Here is a 25,380-nt window from a genome sequence, read left to right as displayed (position 1 = left end):
CGTGCCCGCTGCGTGGCCGCCCCGAGTGGTGATCCGCAAATCGGCTGGCCTGCGCACTCTCGAGTCCGCGTTGTACCGCGCCGGCCTCGGTCCGGTGGCCGGCGTCGACGAGGTCGGGCGGGGGGCGTGTGCAGGTCCGCTGGTGGTTGCGGCGTGTGTGCTCGGCCCCAACCGGTTGGAGAGCCTCGCCGCGCTCGACGACTCCAAGAAGCTCAACGAAGCCGAGCGGGAGCGGCTGTTCCCGCTGATCCGGCGGTATGCGCTGGCCTACCACGTGGTGTTCATCCCGTCGGTCGAGGTGGATCGCCGAGGTGTGCACGTCGCCAACATCGAAGGGATGCGACGGGCGGTGGCCGGTTTGCCGCTGCGGCCCGGGTATGTGCTGTCCGACGGATTTCGGGTGCCGGGGCTGCCGACGCCGTCGTTGCCTGTGGTGGGCGGCGATGCCGCCGCGGCGTGCATCGCGGCCGCGAGTGTGCTGGCCAAGGTCAGCCGCGACCGGTTGATGGTCGCGATGGACGACGACCATCCGGGCTATGGCTTTTCAGACCACAAGGGCTACAGCACCCCGGCGCACAGTGCGGCGCTGGCCAGGCTCGGCCCCTCCAGCCAGCACCGGTATTCGTTCATCAACGTGCGGCGTCTGGCGGTGCGGGAACCGGGGGGGTACGCAGAACTGGCGTGCGGGAAGATGAGCACAATGGGTCTGAGGGACTCCGATCTACATGAAGGACAGCTGAGCCGATGAGTGCCGAAGATCTCGAGAAGTACGAAACCGAGATGGAGCTCTCGCTCTACCGGGAGTACAAGGACATCGTCGGTCAGTTCAGCTATGTGGTGGAGACGGAGCGGCGGTTCTACCTCGCCAACAGCGTGGAGATGGTGCCTCGCAATGCCGACGGCGAGGTGTATTTCGAGTTGCGCCTGGCCGATGCGTGGGTGTGGGACATGTACCGGCCCGCCCGCTTCGTCAAGCAGGTTCGGGTGATCACGTTCAAGGACGTCAACATCGAAGAGGTCGAGAAGCCCGAGTTGCGGCTGCCCGAGTAGCTCAGGGGATCCGGGTCAGCGTGAACGGCATCCGGATGTTGAGGGAACGGTTGACTCCGCATGCCCCGCTGGGGCCGATGGTCTGGTCGAACCCGGTGAGCCGGTCGTGGCGGTCGGGGGCGTCGAGTCGCTGCGCCCAGAACGTGAAGGTCTGTTCACCCGGGGCAGTGGTGCCGTCGGGGCATGTCTCCCAGCCTTCGACGATGTGTGTGACTCGCCACCTCTGGCTCTGGTAGACCAGGTCCGCGGTCCAGCCCTGATCGCTGACCACGGTCCCGGTGCAGTCCTGGAACGTGGTGCATGACGAGGTGATCGTCCAGGTGGCGACGGCGTCGGCCTGATAGGCCATGATCTCGTTCGTCTTGGCCCACAGTCCGTCGGACCGAGCGGTGAACGTCCCGTTGAGGGCGGTGCTGTCCTCCCAGGCGTGTGCGTGCGGCGCGCCGCCGACTCCGGCGGCACCGGTGACGAGGACACAGCACAGGATGTGGGTGAGCGGCGTCAGGGGAGGGCGGGCCACACCAGCTCCTTCCAGTTTTCGGCGGGTGTGACGAGATCAGTCTGCTGCTGGGTGCCACCGTCGATGGCGGCGACCCGGCCGGTCTGCGGGTCGTAGCGGGCGACGGCCACCGAGGGTTCCGCCGACGCAGGTCCGGTGGTGAAGCCGCTGGGGGCAACCGGTGGCTGTCCTGGGGTTGGGCCGGCGGGCGGCATCGGTGTTCCCTGCAGTGGGCCGAAGATGTTCTCGTCTCTGGTGACACGGTCGTCGGGCGGAACGCCCTGCGCGATGAGGTTGGGATCGAACGGTCCGGGTCCCAACGCGTGCTGCCGTGTCGCCAGCGGCTGAAAAGGTCTGCCGCTGTTGCACTCCGCGACGGTGGGAGCGTACTTGCCCGGGACGTCCATACACGGGAAGTTACGGGCCCCCCGCACGGCGATCGGCGAATCCTGAGGCAGCTTGCAGTACAGCCCATCCGGGGTGTCCAGCGTCGTGGTGTCCGCGGGCGAGCGCCAGGACGAGGCCGGAAGAAACCCGACGGTGCAGGCAGGTGGGTCGTCCACCGAGATTCTGAAGTCTCCGACGGGGATACCGGTCGCGTTGTTCGCCCCGACCGCGGACTGGTAGAAGGCGGAGGCGGGGGGAAGCAGCACCAGCAGTTGCTCGAGTCCCGGGCGGTAGGTCACCGCGACCTGACCCAGCGAGGTCAGGTTCGCCAGCAGCACCGGAAGGGTGGGCTTGACCTGCTCCAGTAGCCGCGAAACCTCCTGCATGGCAACGGGTCCGGTGTGCAAGATGTGCCGGATCTCCTGGTCGTTGACCACGAGCTGCCGGCTGACGCCCGCCAGCCGTGCCGACCACGTGCGTAGCGCGTCGGCGCTGGCGATCTGGCCGTCGAGGACCGGTCCGGTGTCCTCGATCAGAGCCGACGTGCGGTCGGCGACCGCATCGGTGTCGTGCGCGATCCTGGAGGTGGACTCCACCAATGTCTGCAGGTCGTATCCCGCGCCGTTGAAGGCGATGAACGATTCATCGAGCAGCTTGTTGAGTTTGTCCTCGGGGATGCTCGCGACCATCGCGCTGAGGTGGTCCATCATCGGGCCGACCTGTTGCGGCACGACCGTGGCCGACACGGGGATCACCGAGCCATCGCGCAGGTATGGTCCGGAGTGGCCGTGCGGTTGGAGATCGACGTACTGTTCGCCGACGGCCGAGACACTGCGCACCTCGGCCCGCAGATCCGCCGGAACCTGAGGCGAGGTCGACAGCGACAGGGTCGCGACGGCGCCGGCGCGGTTGACGTCCACGGCGGTCACCTTGCCGATCTGGACTCCGCGGTAAGTGACGTTGGCGAACCGGTAGAGGCCGCCGGCCTCGGGGAGTTCGAGGGTGACTTCGATCCGCCCGATGCCGAGCAGCGTCGGTGCCTGGATGTACTGCACGATCATCGCGGTGACACCGACGACCGAGGCGATCGTGAAGATCGTCAACTGGATTCGGACGAGTCGGGACAGCATCAGCCGCCACCTGTCGGAAGTCGGTCCGGCCCCGCCACCCCGGGCGGGGGCGCCACCGCCTCGCCCAACGGATTCTTCGAGTAGAACGTCTCGTACCCGGGGTCTCCCGGCGCGGGCACAAGGGGGGCGTTCTCGTCGCCGAACGAGGTGCCTGCGAGCAGTCCGCGCTTGAATCGTCCCAGTGTCAGATCCACGGTGACGAAGAGGTTCATGTAGTCGCCGCGGATGCCCCGGTCGATGATGTTCTGGTTCAACGGGAACGTGAGCGCATAGCCCAGCCCCGTGCTGATGTCGGGTCCGACGTCGGCGAGGGCGCGGAACACCGGTTCGAGGTTCGCGAGGTTGGCCACCAGATCGCTCTTGACGCCGGTGACGACGGTCGTGGCGGTGTCGCTGAAGGTTCGCAGCTTGTCCAGCGCCTCGACGAAACGGGGCCGTTCGCGCAGCAGGACGTCCAAGGCGGCCGGGATGTCGCGAAGGGCGCGGGTGACGAGGTCTCGTTGATTCGCCACCGTTGCCGAGAAGCGGTTCAGCTCGGTCACTGTGGCGATGATGTTGTCCCGCTGGTCATTCAGTGCGCCGACGAAGGTGTCCAGTCTCCCCAGCAGTTCTCGGATGTCGCCCTGCCTGCCGGAGAACACACCGTTGAACGAATGGATGATCTCGTCGAGCTGTCCGAGGCCGCCGGCGTTGACGACGGACGACAGCGCGGCGAGTGTCTGCTCGGTGGACGGGTATGTCGACGAGCGGTCCAGCGCGATGGTGGAGTCGGGTGCCAACGCCCCCGCGGGCGGCTCGTCGACCGGCGCAGCCAGCTCGAGGTGCATCGATCCGAGCAGGCTGGTCTGGCCAACCGCGGCGGTGGTGTTGGCCGGCAGCTCGACCCCTGGCTTGATCGCGATCTTCACCTCGGCGTGCCGCCCCGCCAGCCGGATGTCGCGAATGCTGCCGACCACGACGTCGTCGATCATCACCGGTGAGTTCGGTTCGAGGGTTCCGACGTTGGAGAGCTCGACCGTGTAGGTCGTCGCCCCCATTCCGCTGCCGACCGCGCCGGGCAGCGGTAGCGAGTTGACACCTTGAAAGCCGCACGCCGACGCGCAGACGATCACCGTCGCGCCGAGGGCGGTGGTGTGCCGGGCGGCGATGCGGTTCATGACGGGGGTCCTTCGGCGGGCAGGAGCATCTCGGGCAGAGTCGGTGTCGTCGCGGCGGGGGCGGGCCCCGGTGGCGGGACGGGTATCGGTGGGGCGCCGGGCACGGGCTGGTAGGCCGAGTCCTCGGGAGCGATCGGCATGAAACCCGATCGGGTGCCGGTGCCGCCGGGTCGTAACTGCGGCTCGGTGTAGATGAGCTTGCTTTCGGAGGGAACCGGGGTGAGCAGCGGGTTCACCGGGAAGGGAAGGTAGTTGAGACTCACGGTGTCCAGAGCCGGCCCCAGGTAGTGCGCGCAGAGCTTGCCGGATTCGGGCGCGGTGGCGTTGGCCAGTGCGCCCAGCATGCCGCAGAAGAACGCGTTCGGGTCCGCGAGATTGTTGAGGACGAACACCCCGCTGGCACCGCCGGTGCGGGGATCCATCATGTTGTAGGCGTTCGCGAGTGCAGAGGGCGCGACGTGCAGCACCTGTTCGAGATCTCCGCGATGGTCGACGAGGTTCTGGGTGACGTTGACCAGTCGGGCGACCTGTTCGGATGCGCGGTCGCGACTGCCCGCGACGAAGCGCTGTACCTCGCCGACGGCTTCGGAAAGGTTGACCAGTCCGGCGTCCAGATCGCTGCGGCTGCCGTCGAGGACACTGCTGAGGGTGGCGAGCCGATCCTGGAACTGCACGATCTGCTCATTGCTTTCCCGCAGCACGGCGACGAACGTTTGCAGGTTGCTGATGATCTCGGTGATGTCGCCGCTTCCGTCGGCGATCACCCTGCTGATGCCTGCCAGCTGGTTGAGGGCTCGCCGGAGCTTCTCCCCGTTGCCGTCCATGGCATTCGCGGCGCTGTCGATGAAGCGGCCCACCGAACTGGCCGACACCTCTGAGGAGGGGCCGAGGTCAGTGGCCAGTCGGTTCAACTGCTCCTTGACCTCATCCCACTCGACGGGCACCGCGGTCCGCTCCCGGGGGATCACCGCCTCGTCGCTGATGGTCGGACCCGAACTACCCCCCGGAGTGAGCTGGACGAATCGCGCCGAGATCAGATTCTGGGCCACCACGACCGCTTTCGCGTCGGCGGCCACCCGCACGCCGTGGTCGATCTTCAGGGAGAAGATCGCCTGTGTGGCGTCGGGTTCGATCCCGGTGATGGTGCCGACCTTGACGCCGGCGATGCGCACGTCGTCGCCGGGGTAGATCGCGTTGGCGTTCGCGAAGATCGCGGTGATCGTGGTCGGGGCGAAATGCCGTGCCGCGGCGAGGAAGGCGGCCGAGGACACCAGCAGTGCGGCGAGCGCCACGGCGGTCAGCCTCGTCAGCTTCGTGCGGCTCATCGTGGCGGCCTTTCCGGGATGCCGTTGCGCGGGAATGGAAGCTCGGCCCGCGGGCCTGCGTTGTCGGGTGGTTGTCCGGCGTTGACTCCGCGGCGGAACCCGAATGCGTAGTCCAGGAACGGCTGCAGGACGGGCGGTAGGTCGAGGTTCGGTATGTAGGCGGAGTAGTAGGGACCGCTGGCCACCGTCTCGCCGAGTGTGATCTGGTATTTCGCCAGCCGGGGGAGCGCCACGGCGATGTTGTCGCGCTGGCGTTCCAGCATCGCCAGCACCGTGTTCAGTTTGTCGAGTGTCGGTGCGAGCTCCTGTTCGTTGTCGTGCACCAGCCCGGTGACCTCCCGGGACACCGCGGAGGTGTAGGCGAGGAGTTCCACGATGGTCTGCCGCCTGTCCGACAGCATGCCCACGAGGTCGTTGGCGTTGAGGATTAGCGTCGAGACCTGTTCGCCACGGGAGGCGAGCACCTCGGTGACCTCACGCCCGCTGGCGAACAGCTCACCGAGCGCGGAGTTGCGGGCGTTGAGGGCTTGCGAGATGCGCGACAACCCGTCGAACGTCGGGCCCAGCCGAGGGGCGATCTGGTCGATCGTGGTTGATAGCGTGTCCAGCGACTCACTGAGTCGGGCGGTGTCGGTGTCGGTGGTGTTGGCGGTCAGTTCGCCGATGGCCTCGGTCAGCGTGTACGGCGATGATGTCTGGGTCACGGGGATGACCGACATCGGGGACAGCGTTCCCTCGCCTGCGGACTCGAGGGTCAGGTTCCGTTGTCCCAGCAGGGTTCCGGTACGGATATGGGCTGTGGTCTTCGAGCCGAGCGGTGTCAGGCTGTCGACGGTGAAGGTCACGAGGGCATTCGGGTCCTGCAGTGACACCGCGGTCACCTTGCCGAGTTTCATGCCCGAGACGGTGACGTCGTTGCCCACGGCGAGGCCGCTGAGGTCGGTGAACACCGCCTGGTAGCGAATCGACGTCGCCCAGCCCAGGAGCCGCTCGGGTGCCAGCCCGACGGCGATGGTCAGCACGATCACGACAACGCCGATGAAGCCCGCGCGAACGACGCCCGTGCCGCGATACTTCAGCATCAGTTCTCAGCGCACCTTCCGTTGTCCTGCCTGAACACGGGGAACACCGCGGTACGGCCTTGCAGGTCGGTGACGCGGACACCGAGCGAGCAGATGTAGTAGTTGACGAAGCTGCCGTACGAACCGATCCGGACCAGCTTGCGGTAGTTCTCTGGCGCCTTGCTGATCGCGGTTTCGGCGCGGTCGAGTTTGCTCTCGATGTTGCGTGCCAGCCAGTGAAGCTGTTCGATGGACCCGGCAAGCGGTGGCCGGCTCTCGGTGAGTAGATCGGACAGGGAGGCGGTCCCGGCGCTCAGGGAGTCGATGGCGGAACCGATCGGTTCCCGTTCGGCGGTGAGCTCGGTGACGAGTCGCTCCAAGCGTTCGATTCCGCCGGCGAACTGGTCCCGCTGGTCGCCGAGGGTGGCCAGGGTGGTGCGCAGATTGTCGATCAGCTGGTCGATCACCTGGTTCTTGTCGGCCAGCGAGTTGGAGAACGCCGAGGTTCTCGACAACAGGGACTCCACGGTGCCGCCTTGGCCCTGGATGATCTGGATCAGAGATGCGCTGAGCGCGTTGACATCCGCAGCGTTGAGGCCTTTGATCACCGGCTTGAGCCCGCCGAGGAGCAGATCGAGATCCAGCGCGGGGGCACTCCGTTCGACCGGGATCTGTGAACCGGCGGGCAGGACCTTCGTCGAGCCCTCGTCGTCGACGAGCTCCAGGAATCGGTCGCCGACCAGGTTCAGGTAACGGACCACCGCGTGGGTGCCGTGGGTGAGCACCACCTCGCGGTCGGCGTCGAACGTCACCACGACCGTCTTGTCCGGTTGCATCGACAGGTCTTTGACGGTGCCGATGCGCACGCCGGCGAACCTGACCGACTCACCGTCCTGCAGATTCGAAACATCCTTGAACACCGCGGAATAGGTGTGGGTCGACGAGTTGCGGTACTGACCGAAGACGGCGAACAGGCACGCGGTCAACAGCAGCATCACGACGACGAACGCGACGAGTTTCGGGAGCTCGCGGTTTGTCCCTGGAATCCTGCGGCGGCTCATCCCGGCTGCCCGATCTGCGCGCTGTTGCGGGGTGGTCCGTCGATCGGTCCGAACAGGATCTGCTTCAACAAGTCGGAGTTGACGATCGGCCCGCGGTTCCCGTATTTCCATGGGTTGGCGCCGGTATCGGTGATTACGAAAGGCGGTGCCTTCCCGTATGGGATCTTGGGCAGGTCGGTGCATTGCGGGCCGCCGGTGGCGGCGACCTTGGGCAGGTCCGCCGGGTACCGGTAGCGGTCCAGACCCCAGAAGAAGCCTGCAAGCACTTCGACACCGGGCACGTTGAGCGGCGGATTGTTTGCCATGATGGTGATGGAACCGAGTCCGCAGGTCAGCGCCTGGTGGTAGTCGCGCAGCAGGGCAGTGGTAGGCGCCAGCAGGCCCAGCACGTCACCGAGCGGTCGCGTGTTCTCGGCCAGTACCGGGCTGCCGATGTCGCTGAGGCCGATCGCGCTCACCAGCAGTGCGTCGAGGTCGGGTTCGGTTTCGACGACGCTGGTGCTGAGGCGGGTCGTGCTGTCGACGATCGACATCAGGTCGGGTGCGGCGTCAGCGTAGGCGGCCAGCACCGGGGGCGCCGCCGCGAGATCGTGATCGAGAGCCTCGAGGTGCGGGTTGAGCTGTCCCAGTGCGGAGTTGAGGTCGGTGAGGCTCTGGCCGATCTTCTCGCCGCGCCCCCTCATCGCCGACGCGATGGCGCCGAGTGTCTCGTGGAGCTTGTCGGGCTGGATCGAGGACAACACGGATACCAGCTGTTCGAACAGGGTGTTGGCTTCGATCATGACGTGTTCGGCGCCGAGGACCTGTCCCGCGCGCACCGAATGAGGTGAGGGATCGTCCGGTGGTATCAGCCGTACGACCTTCGCGCCGAACACCGTCGTCGATGCGATGTCGACGGTCACATCCTCGGGTATGAGCTGCAGCCGGGACGGCTCGATCGCCAGGTGGAGCGCGGCGGTGCCGTCGGACAGTTCGTCGATCGACTCGACCTTGCCGATCTGCACTCCGTGGAACTGGACCTTGGCGTCCGGGTTCATCACCAGGCCCGCCCTCGGCGAGATGACGGTCAGTGGAACGGATTCGGAGAAATCGTCGCGGAACAGCGCGGCAGACAGCGCCACCACCGCCACTACGGTCGCGACGGTGATGAAGCCGACCAGCGGGCGCACCAGTGCACGTCGCACCCTTGCTCCTTCCCCGTGACCGATACCGGTGGTTTCCTACGCCCCGGCGAATGACCCGCGGGGAATCGTCAGCGGGAGATCGACCGAGCTGACCAATCCGGGTTGTGCGGCAACGACATACGGGATCGCGTTGACCACGCGCATCGCGGTGGCGACCATCGCGCCGGCTCCTGAGGTCATCCCTTCGATGCCCGCCTTTCGGGGGTCGCGCAGCGTCGCGGCCAGAGTGCAGTCGATATCGGGTTGCCCGGTGATGACCACCCGGTAGGACAGGTCGCCGATACCGCGGGGCCAATCCGGGGCGACGTCGTGAGCCAATCGGGTGACGTGTTCGATCACGATAGCCTCGCGGCCGTCGACCATCCCGATGGCCTGCATCCGCAGCGCGCCGCAGGTCCCGGCCTCGACGGTGCCCATGGCGACCTCCAGCGTCCGATCGGTCACGGCGCGCTCGAAGGTTTCCCGAACCTCGCTGATCTCGACGCCGAGGGCATCGGCGACCAGCCTGAGCTGTCCTTGCCACTCACCGGCGATGGCACCGGGGAAACCGATCCAGGGCTCGTATTCGAGCGGGCGGCCGAAGCCGAGCGCATCGCTCATGATGTCGAGCACCCCGTAGTCGTCGTACAGGCCCATCTCATACGAATGGATCTTCTCGATCTGTGACGACTGCGTCGACAGCACCAGCGGCAGATAGTCGGCGGCGAAGCCGGGTTCGATACCGGAGGCGTACAGCGACGCCTGGCCCTGCTTTGCGGCGGTGCTCAGTTGGTCCCGCCATTCCGCGGGCTCGTAGGCATGCGGGTTGACCAGGCGCGTGGTGCTGGTGGTCACCACGTTGATCCCGGCACTGAGGAGTTTGACGTAATCGGGTATCGCCAGGGCGTCGCGTTCCGGGCCGCTGGCCGCGTACACGACACAGTCGGGTTTCAGAGCGATCAGAGCGTCGGCGTCACCGGAAGCCTTCAGCCCGATGGGTTCGCCGTTGGCGAGTTCACCCGCGTCCCTGCCGTCCTTGTCGGGGGAGTGCACCCATACACCGACCAGGTCGAGATTCGGGCGTTGGGTGATGGCCCTGACCGCGATGGATCCGATACCGCCGGTCGACCACACCACGACACGCTGCTTCTCGGCTGTCATTGAATCCTCCCAAGTGAACAACTCAGCGGTGAAGACGGTCCTGGTTCGTCTGCTGTGGTGTGGCGCAGCCGCCAAAGCGTCGAAAGCCGTTGCAGTGCAGGTCTAGCCGAGCCGACAGGACCTGCCGGACGAGCCGGCTGGCGTGGTGCGGATCCGACCGGGGTCAACGGCTCGCCAGGTTTGCCGAAGCGGGACCGACCGTGCTGGTATGGGTCGTCACGTGGAACCTCGGATCCGTCGGCGGGTACTACAAACCTAATGTTTGCTCCGGAAGCTAGCAGTCGTCCGCGCATCGGGTCAAGGCTGGGCGACCCCTGGACGGAAACAAAAGTTAGGTTACATTGGTCGGCGTGCCAATACCAGCATTGCGGAGGCGCTGATGTTCACCTTGCGCTTCGACATGCGCGCTCCGGACGGCGCATCGTCGACGTCGGATCTGTACGCCGCTGCGGTCGACATGTGCGCGTGGGCCGAGACGCGCGGAGCCGTCGTCGCCGTGCTCTCCGAACATCACGACACCGACGACGGGCACCTGGCAGCCCCGCACTTGCTGGCCTCGGCGATCGCGGCCCGCACTTCGCAACTGGCCATCTTGCTCGCCGCAGCGCCCATCCCGCTCTGGGATCCGGTGCGGCTCGCCGAGGAGATCTGCGCACTGGACATCATCAGCCGAGGCCGGGTCATGTACGCATTCGGTGTCGGCCATCGGCCGCAGGAATATCAGCACTTCGGAGTCGATTTCGATCGGAGAGGCCGCCTGGCCGACGAGAATCTCTCGGTGCTGATCGCACTGCTGCGTGGCGAGGAGGTCGATTACCGGGGTCGCACTGCCCGGGCGCCGAGGACGTCGACGCGGCCTGGGCCGAACTCGGGCCCTACCTCCTGCACGACGCGGTTACGGCGGCCTCCTACCGACACTTTGACGATTCGGTGGCCAGCATCACCCGCGCCGGCACCGTCGATGCGCTGCGTGAATCCGGCGGCCCCTACCGGATATTCACGCCGGCCGAAGCTGCCGAACACGTCGCCGACGGTGCGCCGCTGCCGCTCCTGCCGCTGTGTGGCGGCGTCCCGCCGGACGTGGCGTGGCGCTATTTCGAACGTGCCGTCCTGACCGCTCAGGGCGCTTGACACAAGGAGCTCGCATGTCTGCACCAGTACGGCCCCTCCGGATTATGGTGTGGTCGACCGGCGGCGTCGGTTCAGTCGCCATCGATGCGGTCAGTCGGCGGCCCGATCTCGAACTCGTCGGGGTCTGGGTTCACACGCAGGACAAGGTGGGTCGGGACGCCGGGACTCTGGCGGGCCTTGATCCTCTCGGCGTCGCTGCCATAGGAGACGCCGAGGCTCTGATCGCGCTGAAACCCGACTGCGTGGTGTATGCCGCCAGTGGCCCCGAACGAGACGCCGGCGCCGTTCCCGACTACGTGAGGCTGTTGGAAGCCGGGATCAACGTTGTGTCAACGACTTCCACCAGTTTGATCTATCCGCCGGCCTATTACTCGGTGGAATGGCGGGATCAACTCGCGGCGGCGGCCAAGTCCGGCGATGCGTCGTTCTACGCCTCGGGAATCTTCCCGGGATTCGCCTCCGACCAACTGGCACTTCTGCTGGCGACGCAGTCGAAGATGATTCACTGCCTGAAGGTCACCGAGGTAGCGCTCAACGACCACTACCCGGTCGCCGACGTGATGATGGACGGAATGGGATTCGCCCGCCCGCTGGATTTCGAACCGATGCTCAAGACCCCGGGGTTCATCGAAATGGCCTGGAAGGCACCGATTCACCTGATGGCCGACGCGCTCGGCGTGGAGGTGAGCGAAATCCGCGGCACCCTGGATCGGCGGACCACCGATCGCGACATCGAGGTGGCGTTCGGCACCATCCCGGCGGGTACCTGCGGAGCGGTGTGCACGCGGGCCGCCGGGGTGGTCAACGGCAGGGAGGCGATCGTCATCGAGCACATCATCCGGATGTCGAGGGATGTGGCACCGGACTGGCCGACATCGGAATTTGATGCGACCTACCGGGTCGACATCGAGGGCGACCCCGACATCCACTGCGCGATGAACCTCGGCGATGCCGAGGGCCACGGTGCAGGCAGGGCGGCCATGGCGGCCACCGCGATGCGGGTGGTCAACGCGATCCCGTTCGTGGTCGAGGCGCCGGCAGGCCTGCTCAGTTCGCTCGACCTGCCGAACACCTTGCCGCGTCACGCCTTCGATGATTGACACCCATCGAACGGACACCTAGCGGGCGACGGTCCCGGCGCCGCGCTGACCACGCTGATGTCGACCAGGGGGACGGGCCAGTGACCGGTGCCGGCGCACTTCTGTCTGGGATCGGCGCTGGCGCGCATGCAGGCCCGATTGGGACGTCGATTACGGCAACGCGGCCAAGGCCCACACCAGCTCGGTATGGGGCTGGGAGAAGCTGCCCGTTCGCACCGGCTAATCCGGGCGGTCGACCACGCCGCGCAGGCTCGTGTCGCGGACGAGCAACTGCGAGGCACGCGTTCCGCGTTCGCGAAGAATGTTCTCCGGGACCCAGCCGATGCCGATCACCGCGCGGGCCAGCATCTCCTTGGATGGGCTGTCGACGCGGATCTCGCCCGACCGAACCGCCTCGGTGAGAAGTGATTTGATCTGCCGTAGCCGCGTGGTGAACAACCACCCGGGATTCGGAGTGTCCGGAGGCGACTGCCGCATCCAGGCCAGCTGAATGCGGAACTCGTCGCCGAACTGACCGAGGACGTTGGTGTTGACCCAACTCAACGCATCCAGCTTCTCGATCGCCGACGATTCGGAGCGAAGGACGTTGGTCCACCCGACGGCGATCTTGGAACCGAACGACTGCATGATCGAGGCCAGCAGTTCGTCCTTGGACCCGATGACCCGGTAGACGGTGCCGGTGCCCAGGCCCGCGGCGGCGGCGATGTCGCGGACGGTGGTGTTCTCGTATCCGCGCCTTCCGAATTCACTGCGCGCCACTGCGCGGACGAGGGCGGCCTTGTCATCCTGCTCGGTGTCACCACGCCATGATGCGATCGCGTCGTCCGCCGCCGCGAACGCAGGGGACCCGTCGAGTTCGGCGTCGGTGGGCGTACCGCTCGCCAGCCCCTCCAGCAGGATCCGGCACATCAGGACCGCGACCTTGTCGGCCGCGGCGTTGTGGCGCATCACGTCCAGGCCCACCTGGAGCATGGTCTGGCACACGCGATCGGCCAGCAGCGGAAGATCGACATCGGAGCGCAGGTACCCGCCCCATCTGGCAGCCCGCAACGTCTGCAGCATCGCGTCCATGGTGGCGGTGGGCAGCCGCTGTGTCAGCTCGGTCAGCTCCGGGTTCGGACTCGGGCTCTCGTAGAACGACATCTGCAGTGCAGCGCGGTGGGCGACGGCACACCGGGCTATCGCGGCGCCGAGGTCGGTGACCCGATCGAAGGCCGACCTTGACTGGGTTTCGTCGAGTCGCACCAGCGCCTGCTCGGCGACACGGTCCAGATCGGCGTGGTAGCGGCGCAGCAACTCCACCAGGATCGCTTCTTTGGACTCGAAATGGTGGTAGAGACTGCCGGGGAGAATCCCTGCCGCGTCGGCGATTTCCTGCAACGAGGTCCGCAGGCCGGACGTGGCGATCAAGGAAGCCGCGGTTTGCAGGATCTCGGCGCGGCGGGCGCCGCCAGCGATGGCGTGGCCGGCACGCGTCACCTGCGGACGCCCCACGACACCTCCACAATGACCCGCACACGTCGGGGCCCGGCGACCCCAATGTTTGCTTGACGCTACCAGAAGACCCCCTCCCGACGAGGTGTCCCGATCGCGTGAAACCGCCGGTAGAGGGCGTGCGGTGGCGGTGGCAGAAGGTGTTTCGGCAGCCTCAGGCAGGGAGTCCCTTCGCAAGGTCCAGCACCGTCACCGTGTCGGTGCCGGTCTTCTTGAGACGTTCCGAGGAGCGGAACCCCAGATCGACGTCCGTTGCTTGCGCGCGCAGCGCACCGACCGTCACCTGTTCCTTCGGTAGATGCTTGAACATGTCAAAGGAATAGAGCCGCAACGCATTCTCGTGCGTGATCTTGTCGACCTCGGCGTCGCTCACGCCGTCGAGATAGAGGGCGAGCGACTCGGGGGCTATCGGCCACGTCGAATCCGAATGCGGGTAGTCGCATTCCCACGCCACCATGTCCAGGTTGAGCTTGCCTCGACTCTGCACTCCGAAGTCGTCGTCGATGAAGCACAGCGCGATGCGGTCGAGGAACACCTCGCTGGGGAGCTTGTCACCGAAGTCCTGGTGGGTCCACGCGCGGTGCATCGTGTAGACGCGGTCGATCCGCTCCAAGAAATAGGGCACCCAGCCGATGCCGCCTTCCGACAGCGCGAAGGTCAGATCGGGAAACCGTCGCAAGGTCGGCGACCAGATCAGGTCTGCGGCCGCCTGTACGATGCTCATGGGCTGCAGCGTCATCATGGTGTCGACCGGAGCGTCGACCGACGTGATGACCACGCTCGACGACGAGCCGATGTGCAGGTTCACGATCGTGTTCGTATCACTGCACGCCTGCCAGAACGGATCCCAGTGCGGGTCGTGCAAGGATGGATAGTTCAGCTTGGTGGGATTCTCCGAGAAACTGACTGCGTGGCACCCTTTTTTGGCAGTGCGTAGCACTTCGTCTGCCATCAATTGCGGATCCCAGATCGGCGGCAGTGACTGCGGGATCATCCTGCCGGGATAGGTGCCGCACCATTCGTCGATGTGCCAGTCGTTGTAGGCGCGAAGCACCGCCAGGCCCAGGTCTTTGTCCTGCGCCCGCGCGAAGTACTGCCCGCAGAACTGAGGGTAGGACGGAAAATTCAGCGACGCGGCAACGCCGTTGGCGTTCATGTCACGGATCCGCTCGTGGATGTTGTAGCAGCCCTCCCGAATCTCGCTCAGCTTGGTGGGCTCGGCACCGTACTCGTCCGGCGGGCGACCGGCGACGGCGTTCAGGCCGACGTTGGTGGCCTCCTGGCCCTCGAAGACCCACGCGTCGGTGCCGTCGGCGCGCTGGATCAGCTTGGGCACGTCGTCCTTGTATTTGTCGGGGATGTGGCCGTCGAACATGTCGGGCGGCTCGACGAGATGGTCATCCACTGAGACGAGTACGAAGTCGTTCATGTCCATATCGTCGACGATAGTGCGGACCGAATATTTGGTCAACGTCGTCGAGGAAGTGGCAGGCGTTGACCAGGTGCGGACTGCTTCACAATTGCCCGAACAAAGATTAGGTTGTCTGAGTAGTGCACTGACGCCGTTGCCAGGGTGACGGACCGCCATGTCATATGAGAGCTCGGCCCAGCCGATCAAGATCGGCTATCTGATGGATTTCCTGCTGTCCGAAGACTTTCCACAGCACTACCGGGATGATCTCACGCTGCCGTTCGACATGGTCTTCGAAGACGCCATGGCAAAGGGCCTCATCGACGCGTACCAGGAACTGGTCGACGAGGGCTGCTCTTGATCTTCGGCCCGCACATCGGCGACAACGCGGTGCCGGTCAAGGACGCACTGAACGAGCGGTTCCGGGTACCGGCGATCAGCGTCACCGGATCCGATGAGGCGTTGGGGGAGTGGTTCTTCGCGTTCCCGATGGGATCCCACTTCGACGAACCCATCTTCTGGACGGACCTGCTGGTCAAGGGCGGGCACACCGTCGTCGGCGTCCTGATGGAGCAGTCCCTGGTCGGCGAAGCCTACGTCAAGACCTTCCGCAAAGCCTGTCAGCGGCGCGGGATCCGCATCGTGGCCGAAGCCACCATCGCCCCGTCAATCCCGCACTGGCAGAGCTCGACTGGGACCCCCCTCGGTTTGCCGGCGCAGCATTCGAGAACGCGTGGATCAACGAGGTGATGTGGAATGCGTTCATGGGCTGGACCGGGATCGACCAGTACGACGAGGGAAACCCGGTCGGCCAGGCCTTCCTCGACGAATTTCAGGAGAGGACCGGCCGGCGGCCGCAATGGTGCGTGCCGGTGGTCAATCGCGATGTCGCGGTTGCCATTCTGCCTGCGGTCGCGGATGCCCATCCGCTGAGCCCGCGTGATGCGCGGGCTCGGGCTCGCGTCCGCCGCGCATCTGTACCGCGCGGGATGGACCGTGGTGGCGGCGATGCGGTCCGTCGACGAAGGACTGGCGCGCCTGCGCGAGGAGACCGATACCGACGCAGCGGACCCGCGGATCGTCGGCGTACAACTCGACCTGACCGACCCTGCGTCGGTCGCCCGGGCGGCCGCTGACATCCAAGAGGCGGTCGGTGCGCCCTACGCGCTCGTCCACAACGCGGGAATCACGGCGGCCGGGATGGTCGGGGAAACCCCGGTAGCGCTGTGGGAGAAGATGTTCGCCACCAACGTGTTCGGACCCGTCGCGCTGACCCAGGCGCTGCTGCCGTCGATGCGGGCGGCGGGACGTGGCCGGATCGTGCTGGTCTCGAGCGAGAGCGGGGTGCGGGGGATGCCGGCAACGGCGCCGTACTCGGCGGTCAAGGCCGCCCTCGAGCGCTGGGGCGAGTCGATGGCCGGTGAGATCGGCCCGTTCGGCATCGGGGTGAGCGTTCTGGTGACCGGTACCTACGACACCGACAGCATCACCGACGCGGGAACCACGGACTGCCGGGTGCTGGACGGGCCCTACGCCCGGCATCACCGAACGATGGACAAGCGCGGCCGAGCCGCGATGCGTTATGCGGCCCGCTCTCCCGAGGCGTTCGCCGCAGGTCTCGCGAAGGCACTGGAGGGGACCAGGCCGTTCGACCGGCGCGCGGTGGGTCCGGATGCGCGAATGCTGATGATCGCCAACCGAGTTCTGCCACCATCGGCGCTGCACCACATGGTTCGCCTGATGATGGGAATTCCCCGGTTCGGTGCGGTGCGGTCACGAACGACGGACGGCGACTCCCCGTAGGACGGTGTCACGAGCCAGGATCAACGCATTTCGTGTGCCGATCTCGGCGAGGATGTTCTCCGGGATCCACTGTTCCCCGATGATGCAGCGGGTGAGCATGTCCGCGCCTGCGCCCTCGATGTGTATCTCCCCGGCCCGGATCCCCTCGGACAACAGGGCCTTCATCTGGCGGATACGCGTCGTGAACGACCATGCGGGGTTCGCCGAGTCCGGCGGGGTGTGGCGCAGCCAGGCAAGCTGGATGCGGAACTCGTCGGGGAACTGGTCGAGTGCGTTGATGTTCAGCCAGCTCAATGCATCGAGCTTCTCGATCGCCGTGGAACCCGACCGGACGATGTCCGCCCATGCGCCGCCGACCTTGTGGCCGAACTCGAGCATGATCGACATCAGCAGTTCGTCCTTGGAGCCGATGACCCGGTACACGGTTCCGGTGCCCAGCCCCGCGGCCGATGCGATGTCGCGGATGGTCGTCATCTCGTAACCGCGCCTGCCGAATTCCGCACGTGCCACCGCGCGCACGTGCGCGGCCTTGAGGTCGGTGTCGTCCTCGGTGTCGACCCAGCTCTTGATGATGTCTTCGGCGACCGCGAAGGCGTTCGATCGGTCCAGGTCCGAATCGGAGGGAGGCTCGGCGGCGAGGCCCTCCAGCGCGATCCGGCACTTCAGCGTGGCCAGCTGGTCGGTCTCGGCGTTGTGCCGGATGACGTCGAGGCCGACGTGCAACATGCTCTGGCACAGACGGTCGGCCAATGTGGGTAGGTCGACGTCCGAACGGATGTCGCCGCTCCACCGGCCGGCCCGCAACGCCTGCAACATGGCGGCCTGGATCTTCTTCGGCTGCCGGGCAGTCAACTCCATGAGCTCGGGGTCGTTGCTCGGCCCTTCGTAGAAAGACATCTGCAGGGCGGCGCGATGCTCGACCGCGCACCGGGCGATCTCACATCCGAGTTCGGTGATCTGCTCGGAGACGCCGCGTGCGTCGGGCTGGTCGAGTCGTTCCAGTGCGACCTCGCCGATACGATCCAGGTCGGCGTGGTAGAGCCTGATCAGCTCGACGAGGATGGCTTCTTTGGACTCGAAGTGGTGGTAGAGGCTGCCCGCCAGGATGCCCGCGGCGTCGGCGATCTGCTGAAGCGAGCTGCGCAGGCCGGTGGTGGCGATCACGGTGTTCGCGGTCTTGAGGATCTCGGTGCGCCGCGTCGCATCGACCGACGACGTCGGCACCGCGGTGAGTCTTGCGACACCCGGACTCTTCTTGCCCGCGCGACGGCCGCGTTTCGAGTCACGCCCTGCGGGGTCGGCACCTGCCATCGTTCGATCCTACCGACCGCGCAATGCGACGAGGGGACGGTCGTAGGACGGATCGGTGGTGTCGTGCGATGCAACTCTCATGGAGTCGGCCATCATCGCGATCACGTCGTCGGTGATCTGAGATACCGACTCCGCGTTCCACTCGACCACGCAGACGCGGTCGACGATCGCCCATGCGCCGTCGCGTCGCTCGAGACGGTCGACATATCGTCCGCCGGACAGCGTCATGTGGTTCGCGGGTTCTCTGTCGGTGCCGACGAAGAGGTAGTAGGTCTCCGCGTGCGCCTCGTCGCCGTTGATCTCCGCGGAGTGGTTGAGCAGGTAATGCTGGTAACGGTCTGCGTGGAGTGATAGGCGAACGCCCAGTCGATGAAATCGTCGACGGGCCCGACGAAGCCGACATGGTCGTCGACGGCGCCGTCGTGGTAGGCCGACCGCAACAGGGCGCGGTCCTGTCGATCCATGCCCCTGGCGTATCGCTGCATGCAGTCGGAGATCTCGGCGCGGTCGGTCAGCGTGCGGAGCTTGTCGTGCACATCGTCGGTCATCGCTTCTCCACATCGAAGCCGTTCACCGCGACGACCTCATCGAGGGGTCGCCGCGGAGCGCGGGTGAAGGTGGTGCCGTCGCGCAGTCGCGCAACGGGAAGCAGGCAGCCCTGTACGTAGGACGCCGGGATTCCCAGGAGGTCGCCGACCGCTGCCTCGTGGTGCAGGTGCAACGTCGTCACACACGTCCCGTAGCCGCGGGTGCGCAGTGCCAGCTGGAAGTTCCACACCGCCGGGAAGATCGAACCGTAAAGCGTTGCCCGGTAGAAGGACTCGTCACCCTCGGATCGCGGTATGGTGGGCTCGTAACACGGGATCACCAGCGCCGGTACCCGTGCCATGTTCTCGACCAGCCATTCGGTGGACGACATCAGCCTGCGCTCCGGAGACGCCTCCGGGAGCAGGTCGGCGATCAGCTGTCCGCCCACCTTGGCGAGATAGGCGTCGCGATACAGTGCCGCCACGGCGTCGCGCAACCGCTGGTCGGTGACGATCAGCCACCGCCACGACTGTTGATTGGACCCGTTGGCTGCCTGCAGGCCGATCCGCAGGCAGTCGCGGATCTCGTCCATGTCGATCGGCGCACCGAGGTCGAGTGCCTTGCGCGCGGATCGTGTCGACGTGAGCAACTCATCGACGTCCATCGTCACCCCTTGGCTCAGGAAACGCGACGTCGGCGTTGTCCGGCATGGCGCTGATCCCTCGCCGGTCGCACACCTGCAACACCTCGTCGACGATCGAATCCGGCACGATGAACTCCGCGGTCGAGGACACTTCCTCCAGGTGTGCCTCGATGTCCTCGGCCGTGGGATCACTGTCGGCATCGGCCAGCCAGCCGTCGGCGAGGCCGACGAAGACCCGCGCGTAGCGCCCGGCGCACGCCGAGTAGTTGCGGTGGGTGATCGTGCAGCTTCTGCTCGCGAGGAAGCTCACCAGCGGGACCACGAGCTCGGGCCGGATGGCTTGCATGAAGCCGGATTCGGCGAGGAACTTCTCGTCGCCGACGGTCTCGGTGACCATGCGTGAAAAGCCGGTCGGCAAGACAGTATTGGAGCTGATGCCGTGCGCAGCACCTTCGATGGCGATAACGTTGGACAGTCCGACCAGTCCCGTCTTGGCCGCGGCGTAGTGCGCCTCCATCGGCTGGCCGAAATTTCCCGCGGACGAGGAGATGAAGACGAATCGGCCGTACTTCTGCTCCATCATCACCTTGTACGCGGGCTGGCTCAGGTAGAAGCCGCCGTCGAGATGGACTCGAAGCATGCGCCGCCAGTCGTCCGCCGAGAGTTGTTCGAAAGCAATGTTGTTGAAGATGCCCGCGTTGCTGACCACGGCGTCGAGTCGGCCGAAGCGCTCGAGTGCCGAGTCGGCGATCGCCTGGCCGCCCTCGGGGCTGTCCACCGAATCGTACGAGGCGACCGCCTGGCCGCCCGCTTTCGCGATCTCCTCGACCACCTGGTCGGCGACCGCGGCGTCCGAACCGTCGCCATGCATGGTCCCGCCGCGATCGTTGACGATGACCGATGCGCCGCGTCGCGCCAGGTCGAGGGCGTAGAGCCGGCCCAGTCCGCGGCCGGCGCCGGTCACTACGGCGACCTGCCCGGCGAAGTCGATCATCCTGTGCTCCTTGCGAGTTGGTGGCCTACCTGCTCGAGGTAGTCTCCGGGGCTGCCCAGAAACCTGCTGAAGCCGAGCAGGCGTTTGAGGTACAGGTGGGCGTCGTGTTCCCAGGTGAAACCGATGCCGCCGAATACCTGGATCGCAAGATCGCCGACGGTGGCCAGACGCCCGGCGAACGCCTTGACGCGTAGGGCGGCCAGGTGACGTTCCGTGCGGTCGGCGAAGTCGGCCGCCCACAGCGCATAGATGATGCCGCTGCGGGCCAACTGCACCGTCTCGTGCATGTCGACGCACAGGTGCGCCACCGCCTGGAAGCTGCCGATCGGAGCGCCGAACTGGCGGCGCACCTCGGCGTACTCGACGGTCATCTGCAGGACCTGTCTGGCCGCGCCGAGTGCGTCGGCCGCCCAGGCGACCATCATGTCGTCGAGTAGGGCCTCGGTGGCCCCCGCGTTTGTCATGTCATCGGCGACCGCGACGAGGTGAGCCGGAGCATCATCGAAGGCAACCCGAAAGGTTTTCCTGCTCTTATCGATTCCGAAGACCTCGTCGAGACGGACCTCGGGGAGGCTCAGGGGTATTGCGTAGAGTTCCGCGCCGCGCCCCACCACGAGCAGGACATCGGCCGCGGCCGCGTCGGGAACCTGGTCGATCTCACCGCGAACGGTCACACCACCCTCGCGCCGGTCTGCGACGAAGGACGTGCCGTCGCGCGGCACGGCCACCGTGGCGATCACGGAGCCGTCGGCGATTCCGGCGGACAGTTCGCGGGCCCGCTCGCCGTCGGCGCCGAATCGTGTCAATGCCCGCGGCGCGACGACCGCACTGGACACCCACGGACCGGGATGCAGTGCAGCGCCCAACTCCTCGCACACCAGCCCGGCCTCGAACATCGACATGCCGTCGCCGCCGCGATCTGCAGGGATCAGCAGGGATGTCGTCCCGAGATCTACGAGACCGCGCCAGACCGCGTCGGTGGTGCCCCTCGGGTCGTCCAGCATAGTCCGTACGTGGTCGGATACGCCCGCGTTCTTTGACAGGTACCGGCGCACTGTATCCCGAAGGGCCACTTGCTCATCGGTGAGCTCGAGGTTCATGGGCGCGGTAGTCCCAGCACCCGTTGGGCGGTGATGTTCTTGTTGATCTGGGTGGTGCCGCCGGCGATGGTCAGCGCGTGCGACGTCAGCCGGAAAGCGTCCCACCGACCGTCGGCGGCCCCGGGATCGAGCGTGTCGAAGGCCAGCGCGGCCATGTCTTTTCCGATCTCACCCCACACGGATTTCGCCAGACTGGCGGTGGCGAACCCGTCCCCGCCGCGCATGGTCGACGAGATCGAACGTTGGCACAGCACTTCGAGGTTCTTGATGCGCACGTCCAGTTCACCGAGGCGGCGCAGGGTGGTTGGATCGTCGAGCGGGGAGTGTGCGCTGTGGCGCAGGTCCTCGACGAGGTCGTACAGGCGGACCTGCATTTCGGCGTAGAGCCGTGCCGCTGCCGCACGCTCGAAGCTCAGCGTGGTGGTGGCGACTTGCCACCCCCTGTTCAGCGGTCCGAGCAGCGCGTCGGCGGGTACCCGGACATCGTTGAAGAAGACTTCGGCGAAGTCACTGTCACCGTTGAGCGTCACCAGTGGTCTGGCCTCGATGCCGGGGGAGGACATGTCGACGATGAGGCACGAGATTCCCCTGTGCTTGGGCGCTTCCGGATCGGTCCGGACATAGAGCTGGCACCAGTCGGCCCGGTGACCGAGAGAGGTCCAGATCTTCTGGCCGGACACGACGAAGTCATCACCATCGAGAACGGCTCTGGTGCGCAACGATGCCAGATCTGAACCGGCTTCGGGTTCGGACATGCCCTGGCACCAGATGTCGTCTGCCCGCAACATGCGGGAGAGCAGCGCTGCCATCTGGGCTTCGGTGCCGTACTGCATGATCGCCGGCGCGATGTTGTTGATACCGATGATGTTGAGCGCCAAAGGTGCTCGGGCGCGGGTGGTCTCCTCGGCATAGACCAGTTGCTCGATCGGGGAGGCGCCTCGTCCGCCGTACTCGCGGGGCCAGGACACCGCTGCCCAGCCGGCGTCGGCGATGGTGGCGTTCCAGGTGCGCAGCGTCTCGAACGCGGCGTCGTCAGCGCCGCGCCGCTCGCCGCTGTCGATCACGGCTCGGGTCAGGTGGGCTGACAGCCACGCGCGCAATTCCTGGCGGAACTGGTCGGCTTCTTGCGGGTACGAGAAATCCACGTCTCTTCGGCGACCTCATCCTTGATTGACTCCCGTCGGCCGGAACTTTACGGTGGAACAGATATTTGGTCAACGAGGTCGGCAGAGGGCGGAGGGGGTCGATGGTCGACGACGCAGATCCCGGCCGGTTTCGCGGTCTCGAGATGCTGGCGTCCGCGCTGGCAGGCCGCGAGATGGCAGTGGCTCCCGGCGACCCCGGCGAGCGGTCATGGACCGACGGCAAGACCGTCTTCATCGATCTCTCTGCGGGCACCCGCGGAACGCTGAAGGCAGTCGCGGTTCATGCTTCGCTGATCGCCGCCGGCAGCCTCGCGCCTGACCTCGTCGAGGCCATGACGCGTCACCCCCGGCTGGCGAAGCGCTACCTGGCCGTCGAGGGGCACCGCGCGCTGATGGCCAACGACGCCCTGTTGCCGGGTGTCCTCGGCGCGCTCGCCGACCGAAGCGTGGGGTGTCGGAGCGAATCGGCGGCAACGTCACTGTCGATCGCGCAGGGAAAGGATCAACTCGCGGAGCCACCCGAGGTCTTCGGTGTCATCAAGCCGAAGAAGGTGTTGGTCGCGAGCATCCGCGCAGCCCAGCACGTCGACCACGAGACGCCCGGGCATGCCCCGCGTCGCCAGAACGCCGCGCAGGAGCTCGAGGAACTCGATGACGGCGAGGTCGACGACACCGATGATCCCGACCTGTTCAGCAGCCCTGTCGGCGGCGGCGGCTTCATCGGGAAGTGGCTGAAGAAGATGCTGTCCTCGGCCCGCAAGACGGGCAGCGGCGGGGGACCGCCGGGTGCCGATTCGCAGACACATCGCATCAACTCGGCCAAGCGCGGCGTCAACGCGGTGTCGTCGTTGGCCTCCGCGTCGTCAGAAGAGGGCCCGGACATCGATGCCGTCGGCTTCACCTACCCGGAGTGGGACGCGCAGCGGAAACGGTACCGGCCGGCATGGTGCACGGTGCGCGAGGTCGAGCCGACGGTGAAAGCGTCGGCCGCACAGGCCATCGACAGCGCCATCGGAGTGCGCCGACCGCTGGCCCGGCTCGGGATGGGTCTGCATCGGCGGCACCGTCAGTCGCAGGGCGACGACATCGACATCGACGCCGCCATCGAGGCACGGGTCGAGGTGAGGGCGGGTTCGGTGCCGGACGAGGCTGTCTATCTCGACAGCCTGCGCAGACGCCGTGATCTCTCGGTGCTGTTGTTGCTCGATGTCTCCGGGTCCACGGCAGAGCCGGGATCCCTCGGCCGCACGGTGCACCAGCAGCAACGCGAGGCCGTGGCCAACCTCGCCGTCGCGTTGCACGATCTCGGTGACCGGGTCGCGCTGTACGCCTACTTCTCGCACGGGCGCAAGGACATCACGATGGTGCCCGTCAAGCGGTTCGATGACCACCTGGACGCAAGGGTCAGCAAGAGGCTGAACAGCCTTGAGCCTGGCGCGTATTCACGGCTGGGAGCGGCCATCCGCCACGGGTCGGCGGTGCTGGAGGCCCGCGGAGGAACCTCGCGGCGGCTGCTGGTCGTGGTCTCCGACGGCCTGGCCTACGACCACGGCTACGAACGTGCCTACGGCGCCGCAGATTCGCGTCGCGCTCTGACCGAGGCGCGCCGCCGGGGGACAGGGTGCGTCTGCTTGACGGTGGGGGCCTCCACCGACGCCGCGTCCCTGCGCGCAGTGTTCGGCAGTGCGGCGCACGCGATGGTCGGCCGCCCCGAGCAGCTGGCCGGTGTGATCGGCCCGCTCTTCCGGTCCGCCCTACGTGCCGCAGAGGTCCGGCGGCGGACCGCCTCAGGAGAGTTGAAACAAATATCTGTTCCGGATAGGGTTTACGCACCGCAACGAGGCGGGACTGAGGAAGGGAAGCGATGACCGGCGAGAAGCAGTTGGCACCCGGACTCGCCTACCAGAACGGCGCGAAGCCTCGCCAGGAGGCCGCGCGTCCGTACTACGCGCCGGTGGGGAACGAGGAGGCGGTCTTCAGGGCGGCCTATCGGCAGGGTCTCTCGGTAGTGCTGAAGGGTCCCACCGGGTGCGGTAAGACGCGCTTCGTCGAGGCGATGGCGCACGAACTTGGGCGTCCCCTGATCACCGTTGCCTGCCACGACGATCTCACCACCGCGGACCTCGTCGGCAGGTACCTGCTGCGCGGTGACGAGACGGTGTGGGTGGACGGGCCACTGACCCGTGCGGTGCGCGAGGGCGCGATCTGCTATCTCGATGAGGTGGTCGAGGCCCGGCAGGACACGACCGTGGTACTGCACCCGTTGGCCGACTACCGGCGGCAGCTGCCGATCGAACGCCTCGGCGTGACCCTCGACGCGGCACCCGGGTTCGGCTTGGTGGTGTCGTACAACCCCGGTTATCAGAGTGTGCTGAAGGACCTCAAGGACTCCACCCGACAGCGCATGGTCGCCATCGAGTTCGGCTTTCCCGCACCCGACTTGGAGGAATCGATCGTCGCGCACGAAGCCGGGGTCGACCCTGCCACAGCTGCCGCGCTGGTTCACTTCGGCCAGGCGATCCGCCGGCTGGAGACCGGTGGACTGCGGGAGGTCGCCTCCACGCGCGTGCTCATCGCGGCAGGCAGGTTGACCGTCGAAGGCCTCACGATCGGCGAGGCCGCCCGGGCGGCGATCGCGGGCCCGCTCACCGACGACGCCACGGTGACCCGAGGCCTCACCGAGATGATCGACGTCTACCTCGGCCACCCGGGGGCCGGTGATTGAC

Annotated in this window: 24 protein-coding genes and 3 pseudogenes; 10 read left to right on the top strand and 17 right to left on the bottom strand. The window is 66.5% G+C overall.

Annotated features, from left to right (window positions below; translation table 11 throughout):
- Nucleotide 1: 1 nt before the first annotated feature.
- Complete coding sequence (locus H7I57_RS21710; RefSeq protein ID WP_264025956.1) at nt 2-748, top strand: ribonuclease HII; 747 nt, start codon at nt 2-4, stop codon at nt 746-748.
- A complete protein-coding gene (locus H7I57_RS21705) occupies nt 745-1,050 on the top strand; it encodes a DUF2469 domain-containing protein (protein ID WP_066983311.1) in 306 nt (101 codons plus the stop codon). The genes H7I57_RS21710 and H7I57_RS21705 overlap by 4 nt, the downstream gene beginning before the upstream one ends.
- A 1-nt stretch (nt 1,051) precedes the next feature.
- Here H7I57_RS21705 and H7I57_RS21700 read toward each other — a convergent pair whose 3' ends face one another.
- Genes H7I57_RS21700 through H7I57_RS21665 form a run of 8 tightly spaced genes read right to left on the bottom strand, consistent with a single transcriptional unit; the run spans nt 1,052 to nt 9,994 of the window.
- Nucleotides 1,052-1,570: an Rv2253/PknI dimerization domain-containing protein gene (locus tag H7I57_RS21700; RefSeq protein ID WP_264025953.1), complete on the bottom strand. Its 519-nt coding sequence runs from the start codon at nt 1,568-1,570 to the stop codon at nt 1,052-1,054.
- The gene (locus H7I57_RS21695) at nt 1,552-3,066 is read right to left on the bottom strand and encodes an MCE family protein (protein WP_264025952.1); all 1,515 of its coding nucleotides are present in this window, start codon (nt 3,064-3,066) and stop codon (nt 1,552-1,554) included. The genes H7I57_RS21700 and H7I57_RS21695 overlap by 19 nt, the downstream gene beginning before the upstream one ends.
- Nucleotides 3,066-4,223 (bottom strand): MCE family protein, encoded by a 1,158-nt coding sequence (locus tag H7I57_RS21690; RefSeq protein WP_264025950.1) that lies wholly within the window; start codon nt 4,221-4,223, stop codon nt 3,066-3,068. The genes H7I57_RS21695 and H7I57_RS21690 overlap by 1 nt, the downstream gene beginning before the upstream one ends.
- On the bottom strand, nt 4,220-5,548 hold the full coding sequence (locus H7I57_RS21685; protein ID WP_264025948.1) for an MCE family protein: 1,329 nt from the start codon (nt 5,546-5,548) through the stop codon (nt 4,220-4,222). Before H7I57_RS21685 ends, H7I57_RS21690 begins: the two co-directional genes overlap by 4 nt.
- A complete protein-coding gene (locus H7I57_RS21680; protein WP_264025947.1) occupies nt 5,545-6,630 on the bottom strand; it encodes an MCE family protein in 1,086 nt (361 codons plus the stop codon). The genes H7I57_RS21685 and H7I57_RS21680 overlap by 4 nt, the downstream gene beginning before the upstream one ends.
- On the bottom strand, nt 6,630-7,655 hold the full coding sequence (locus H7I57_RS21675) for an MCE family protein (protein ID WP_372510323.1): 1,026 nt from the start codon (nt 7,653-7,655) through the stop codon (nt 6,630-6,632). The genes H7I57_RS21680 and H7I57_RS21675 overlap by 1 nt, the downstream gene beginning before the upstream one ends.
- 11 nt (nt 7,656-7,666) lie before the next feature.
- The gene (locus H7I57_RS21670) at nt 7,667-8,854 is read right to left on the bottom strand and encodes an MCE family protein (protein ID WP_264025944.1); all 1,188 of its coding nucleotides are present in this window, start codon (nt 8,852-8,854) and stop codon (nt 7,667-7,669) included.
- 36 nt (nt 8,855-8,890) lie between these two features.
- On the bottom strand, nt 8,891-9,994 hold the full coding sequence (locus tag H7I57_RS21665) for an NAD(P)H-dependent amine dehydrogenase family protein (RefSeq protein ID WP_264025943.1): 1,104 nt from the start codon (nt 9,992-9,994) through the stop codon (nt 8,891-8,893).
- 379 nt (nt 9,995-10,373) lie between these two features.
- On the opposite strand from H7I57_RS21665, the pseudogene H7I57_RS33570 reads away from it, so the two are divergent.
- The 4 genes and pseudogenes from H7I57_RS33570 to H7I57_RS21645 form a co-directional block, all read left to right on the top strand.
- A pseudogene (locus H7I57_RS33570) lies at nt 10,374-10,811 on the top strand (LLM class flavin-dependent oxidoreductase); the annotation flags it as partial.
- 113 nt (nt 10,812-10,924) lie between these two features.
- Nucleotides 10,925-11,125 (top strand): luciferase, encoded by a 201-nt coding sequence (locus tag H7I57_RS33565; RefSeq protein ID WP_264025988.1) that lies wholly within the window; start codon nt 10,925-10,927, stop codon nt 11,123-11,125.
- Nucleotides 11,126-11,139: 14 nt separating this feature from the next.
- On the top strand, nt 11,140-12,225 hold the full coding sequence (locus H7I57_RS21650; protein ID WP_264025942.1) for an NAD(P)H-dependent amine dehydrogenase family protein: 1,086 nt from the start codon (nt 11,140-11,142) through the stop codon (nt 12,223-12,225).
- 96 nt (nt 12,226-12,321) lie between these two features.
- A pseudogene (locus tag H7I57_RS21645) lies at nt 12,322-12,448 on the top strand (cytochrome P450); the annotation flags it as partial.
- On the opposite strand, the gene H7I57_RS21640 reads toward H7I57_RS21645, so the two are convergent.
- Complete coding sequence (locus tag H7I57_RS21640) at nt 12,445-13,719, bottom strand: TetR/AcrR family transcriptional regulator (RefSeq protein WP_264025941.1); 1,275 nt, start codon at nt 13,717-13,719, stop codon at nt 12,445-12,447. The pseudogene H7I57_RS21645 and the gene H7I57_RS21640 sit on opposite strands and share 4 nt — an antisense overlap.
- Nucleotides 13,720-13,873: 154 nt before the next feature.
- On the bottom strand, nt 13,874-15,154 hold the full coding sequence (locus tag H7I57_RS21635; RefSeq protein ID WP_264025940.1) for an amidohydrolase family protein: 1,281 nt from the start codon (nt 15,152-15,154) through the stop codon (nt 13,874-13,876).
- A gap of 151 nt (nt 15,155-15,305) precedes the next feature.
- Here H7I57_RS21635 and H7I57_RS21630 point away from each other — a divergent pair.
- A pseudogene (locus H7I57_RS21630) lies at nt 15,306-16,119 on the top strand (type 1 periplasmic-binding domain-containing protein); the annotation flags it as partial.
- Nucleotides 16,073-16,933 carry an SDR family NAD(P)-dependent oxidoreductase gene (locus tag H7I57_RS21625; protein ID WP_264025939.1) on the top strand — a complete coding sequence of 287 codons (861 nt, stop codon included), beginning with the start codon at nt 16,073-16,075 and terminating at the stop codon, nt 16,931-16,933. The pseudogene H7I57_RS21630 and the gene H7I57_RS21625, both read left to right, overlap by 47 nt.
- On the opposite strand, the gene H7I57_RS21620 is transcribed toward H7I57_RS21625, so the two are convergent.
- The 7 genes from H7I57_RS21620 to H7I57_RS21595 are packed head-to-tail and all read right to left on the bottom strand — an operon-like array spanning nt 16,904 to nt 22,654.
- Complete coding sequence (locus H7I57_RS21620) at nt 16,904-18,244, bottom strand: TetR/AcrR family transcriptional regulator (protein ID WP_264025938.1); 1,341 nt, start codon at nt 18,242-18,244, stop codon at nt 16,904-16,906. The genes H7I57_RS21625 and H7I57_RS21620 overlap by 30 nt on opposite strands.
- A gap of 9 nt (nt 18,245-18,253) precedes the next feature.
- The gene (locus tag H7I57_RS33840) at nt 18,254-18,544 is read right to left on the bottom strand and encodes a nuclear transport factor 2 family protein (protein WP_372510322.1); all 291 of its coding nucleotides are present in this window, start codon (nt 18,542-18,544) and stop codon (nt 18,254-18,256) included.
- Nucleotides 18,469-18,792, bottom strand: coding sequence for a nuclear transport factor 2 family protein (locus H7I57_RS33835; protein ID WP_372510317.1), 324 nt, complete (start codon nt 18,790-18,792; stop codon nt 18,469-18,471). Before H7I57_RS33835 ends, H7I57_RS33840 begins: the two co-directional genes overlap by 76 nt.
- Nucleotides 18,789-19,436 (bottom strand): nitroreductase family protein, encoded by a 648-nt coding sequence (locus tag H7I57_RS21610; RefSeq protein WP_264025937.1) that lies wholly within the window; start codon nt 19,434-19,436, stop codon nt 18,789-18,791. Before H7I57_RS21610 ends, H7I57_RS33835 begins: the two co-directional genes overlap by 4 nt.
- Nucleotides 19,423-20,409, bottom strand: coding sequence for an SDR family NAD(P)-dependent oxidoreductase (locus tag H7I57_RS21605; protein WP_264025936.1), 987 nt, complete (start codon nt 20,407-20,409; stop codon nt 19,423-19,425). Before H7I57_RS21605 ends, H7I57_RS21610 begins: the two co-directional genes overlap by 14 nt.
- Nucleotides 20,406-21,509 carry an acyl-CoA dehydrogenase family protein gene (locus H7I57_RS21600; protein ID WP_264025935.1) on the bottom strand — a complete coding sequence of 368 codons (1,104 nt, stop codon included), beginning with the start codon at nt 21,507-21,509 and terminating at the stop codon, nt 20,406-20,408. The genes H7I57_RS21605 and H7I57_RS21600 overlap by 4 nt, the downstream gene beginning before the upstream one ends.
- Nucleotides 21,506-22,654 (bottom strand): acyl-CoA dehydrogenase family protein, encoded by a 1,149-nt coding sequence (locus tag H7I57_RS21595; protein ID WP_264025934.1) that lies wholly within the window; start codon nt 22,652-22,654, stop codon nt 21,506-21,508. The genes H7I57_RS21600 and H7I57_RS21595 overlap by 4 nt, the downstream gene beginning before the upstream one ends.
- Nucleotides 22,655-22,755: 101 nt before the next feature.
- Between H7I57_RS21595 and H7I57_RS21590 the strand changes: the two genes are divergently transcribed.
- Together H7I57_RS21590 and H7I57_RS21585 are read left to right on the top strand one after the other, a co-directional pair.
- Nucleotides 22,756-24,522, top strand: a complete 1,767-nt coding sequence (locus H7I57_RS21590; RefSeq protein WP_264025933.1) for a nitric oxide reductase activation protein NorD — start codon at nt 22,756-22,758, stop codon at nt 24,520-24,522.
- The gene (locus tag H7I57_RS21585) at nt 24,519-25,379 is read left to right on the top strand and encodes a CbbQ/NirQ/NorQ/GpvN family protein (RefSeq protein ID WP_264025932.1); all 861 of its coding nucleotides are present in this window, start codon (nt 24,519-24,521) and stop codon (nt 25,377-25,379) included. Before H7I57_RS21590 ends, H7I57_RS21585 begins: the two co-directional genes overlap by 4 nt.
- Nucleotide 25,380 lies beyond the last annotated feature (1 nt).

Source organism: Mycolicibacterium pyrenivorans (genome assembly GCF_025821625.1).
Taxonomy (GTDB): Bacteria; Actinomycetota; Actinomycetes; order Mycobacteriales; family Mycobacteriaceae; genus Mycobacterium; species Mycobacterium pyrenivorans.
This window is presented reverse-complemented; position numbering and strand designations above follow the sequence as displayed.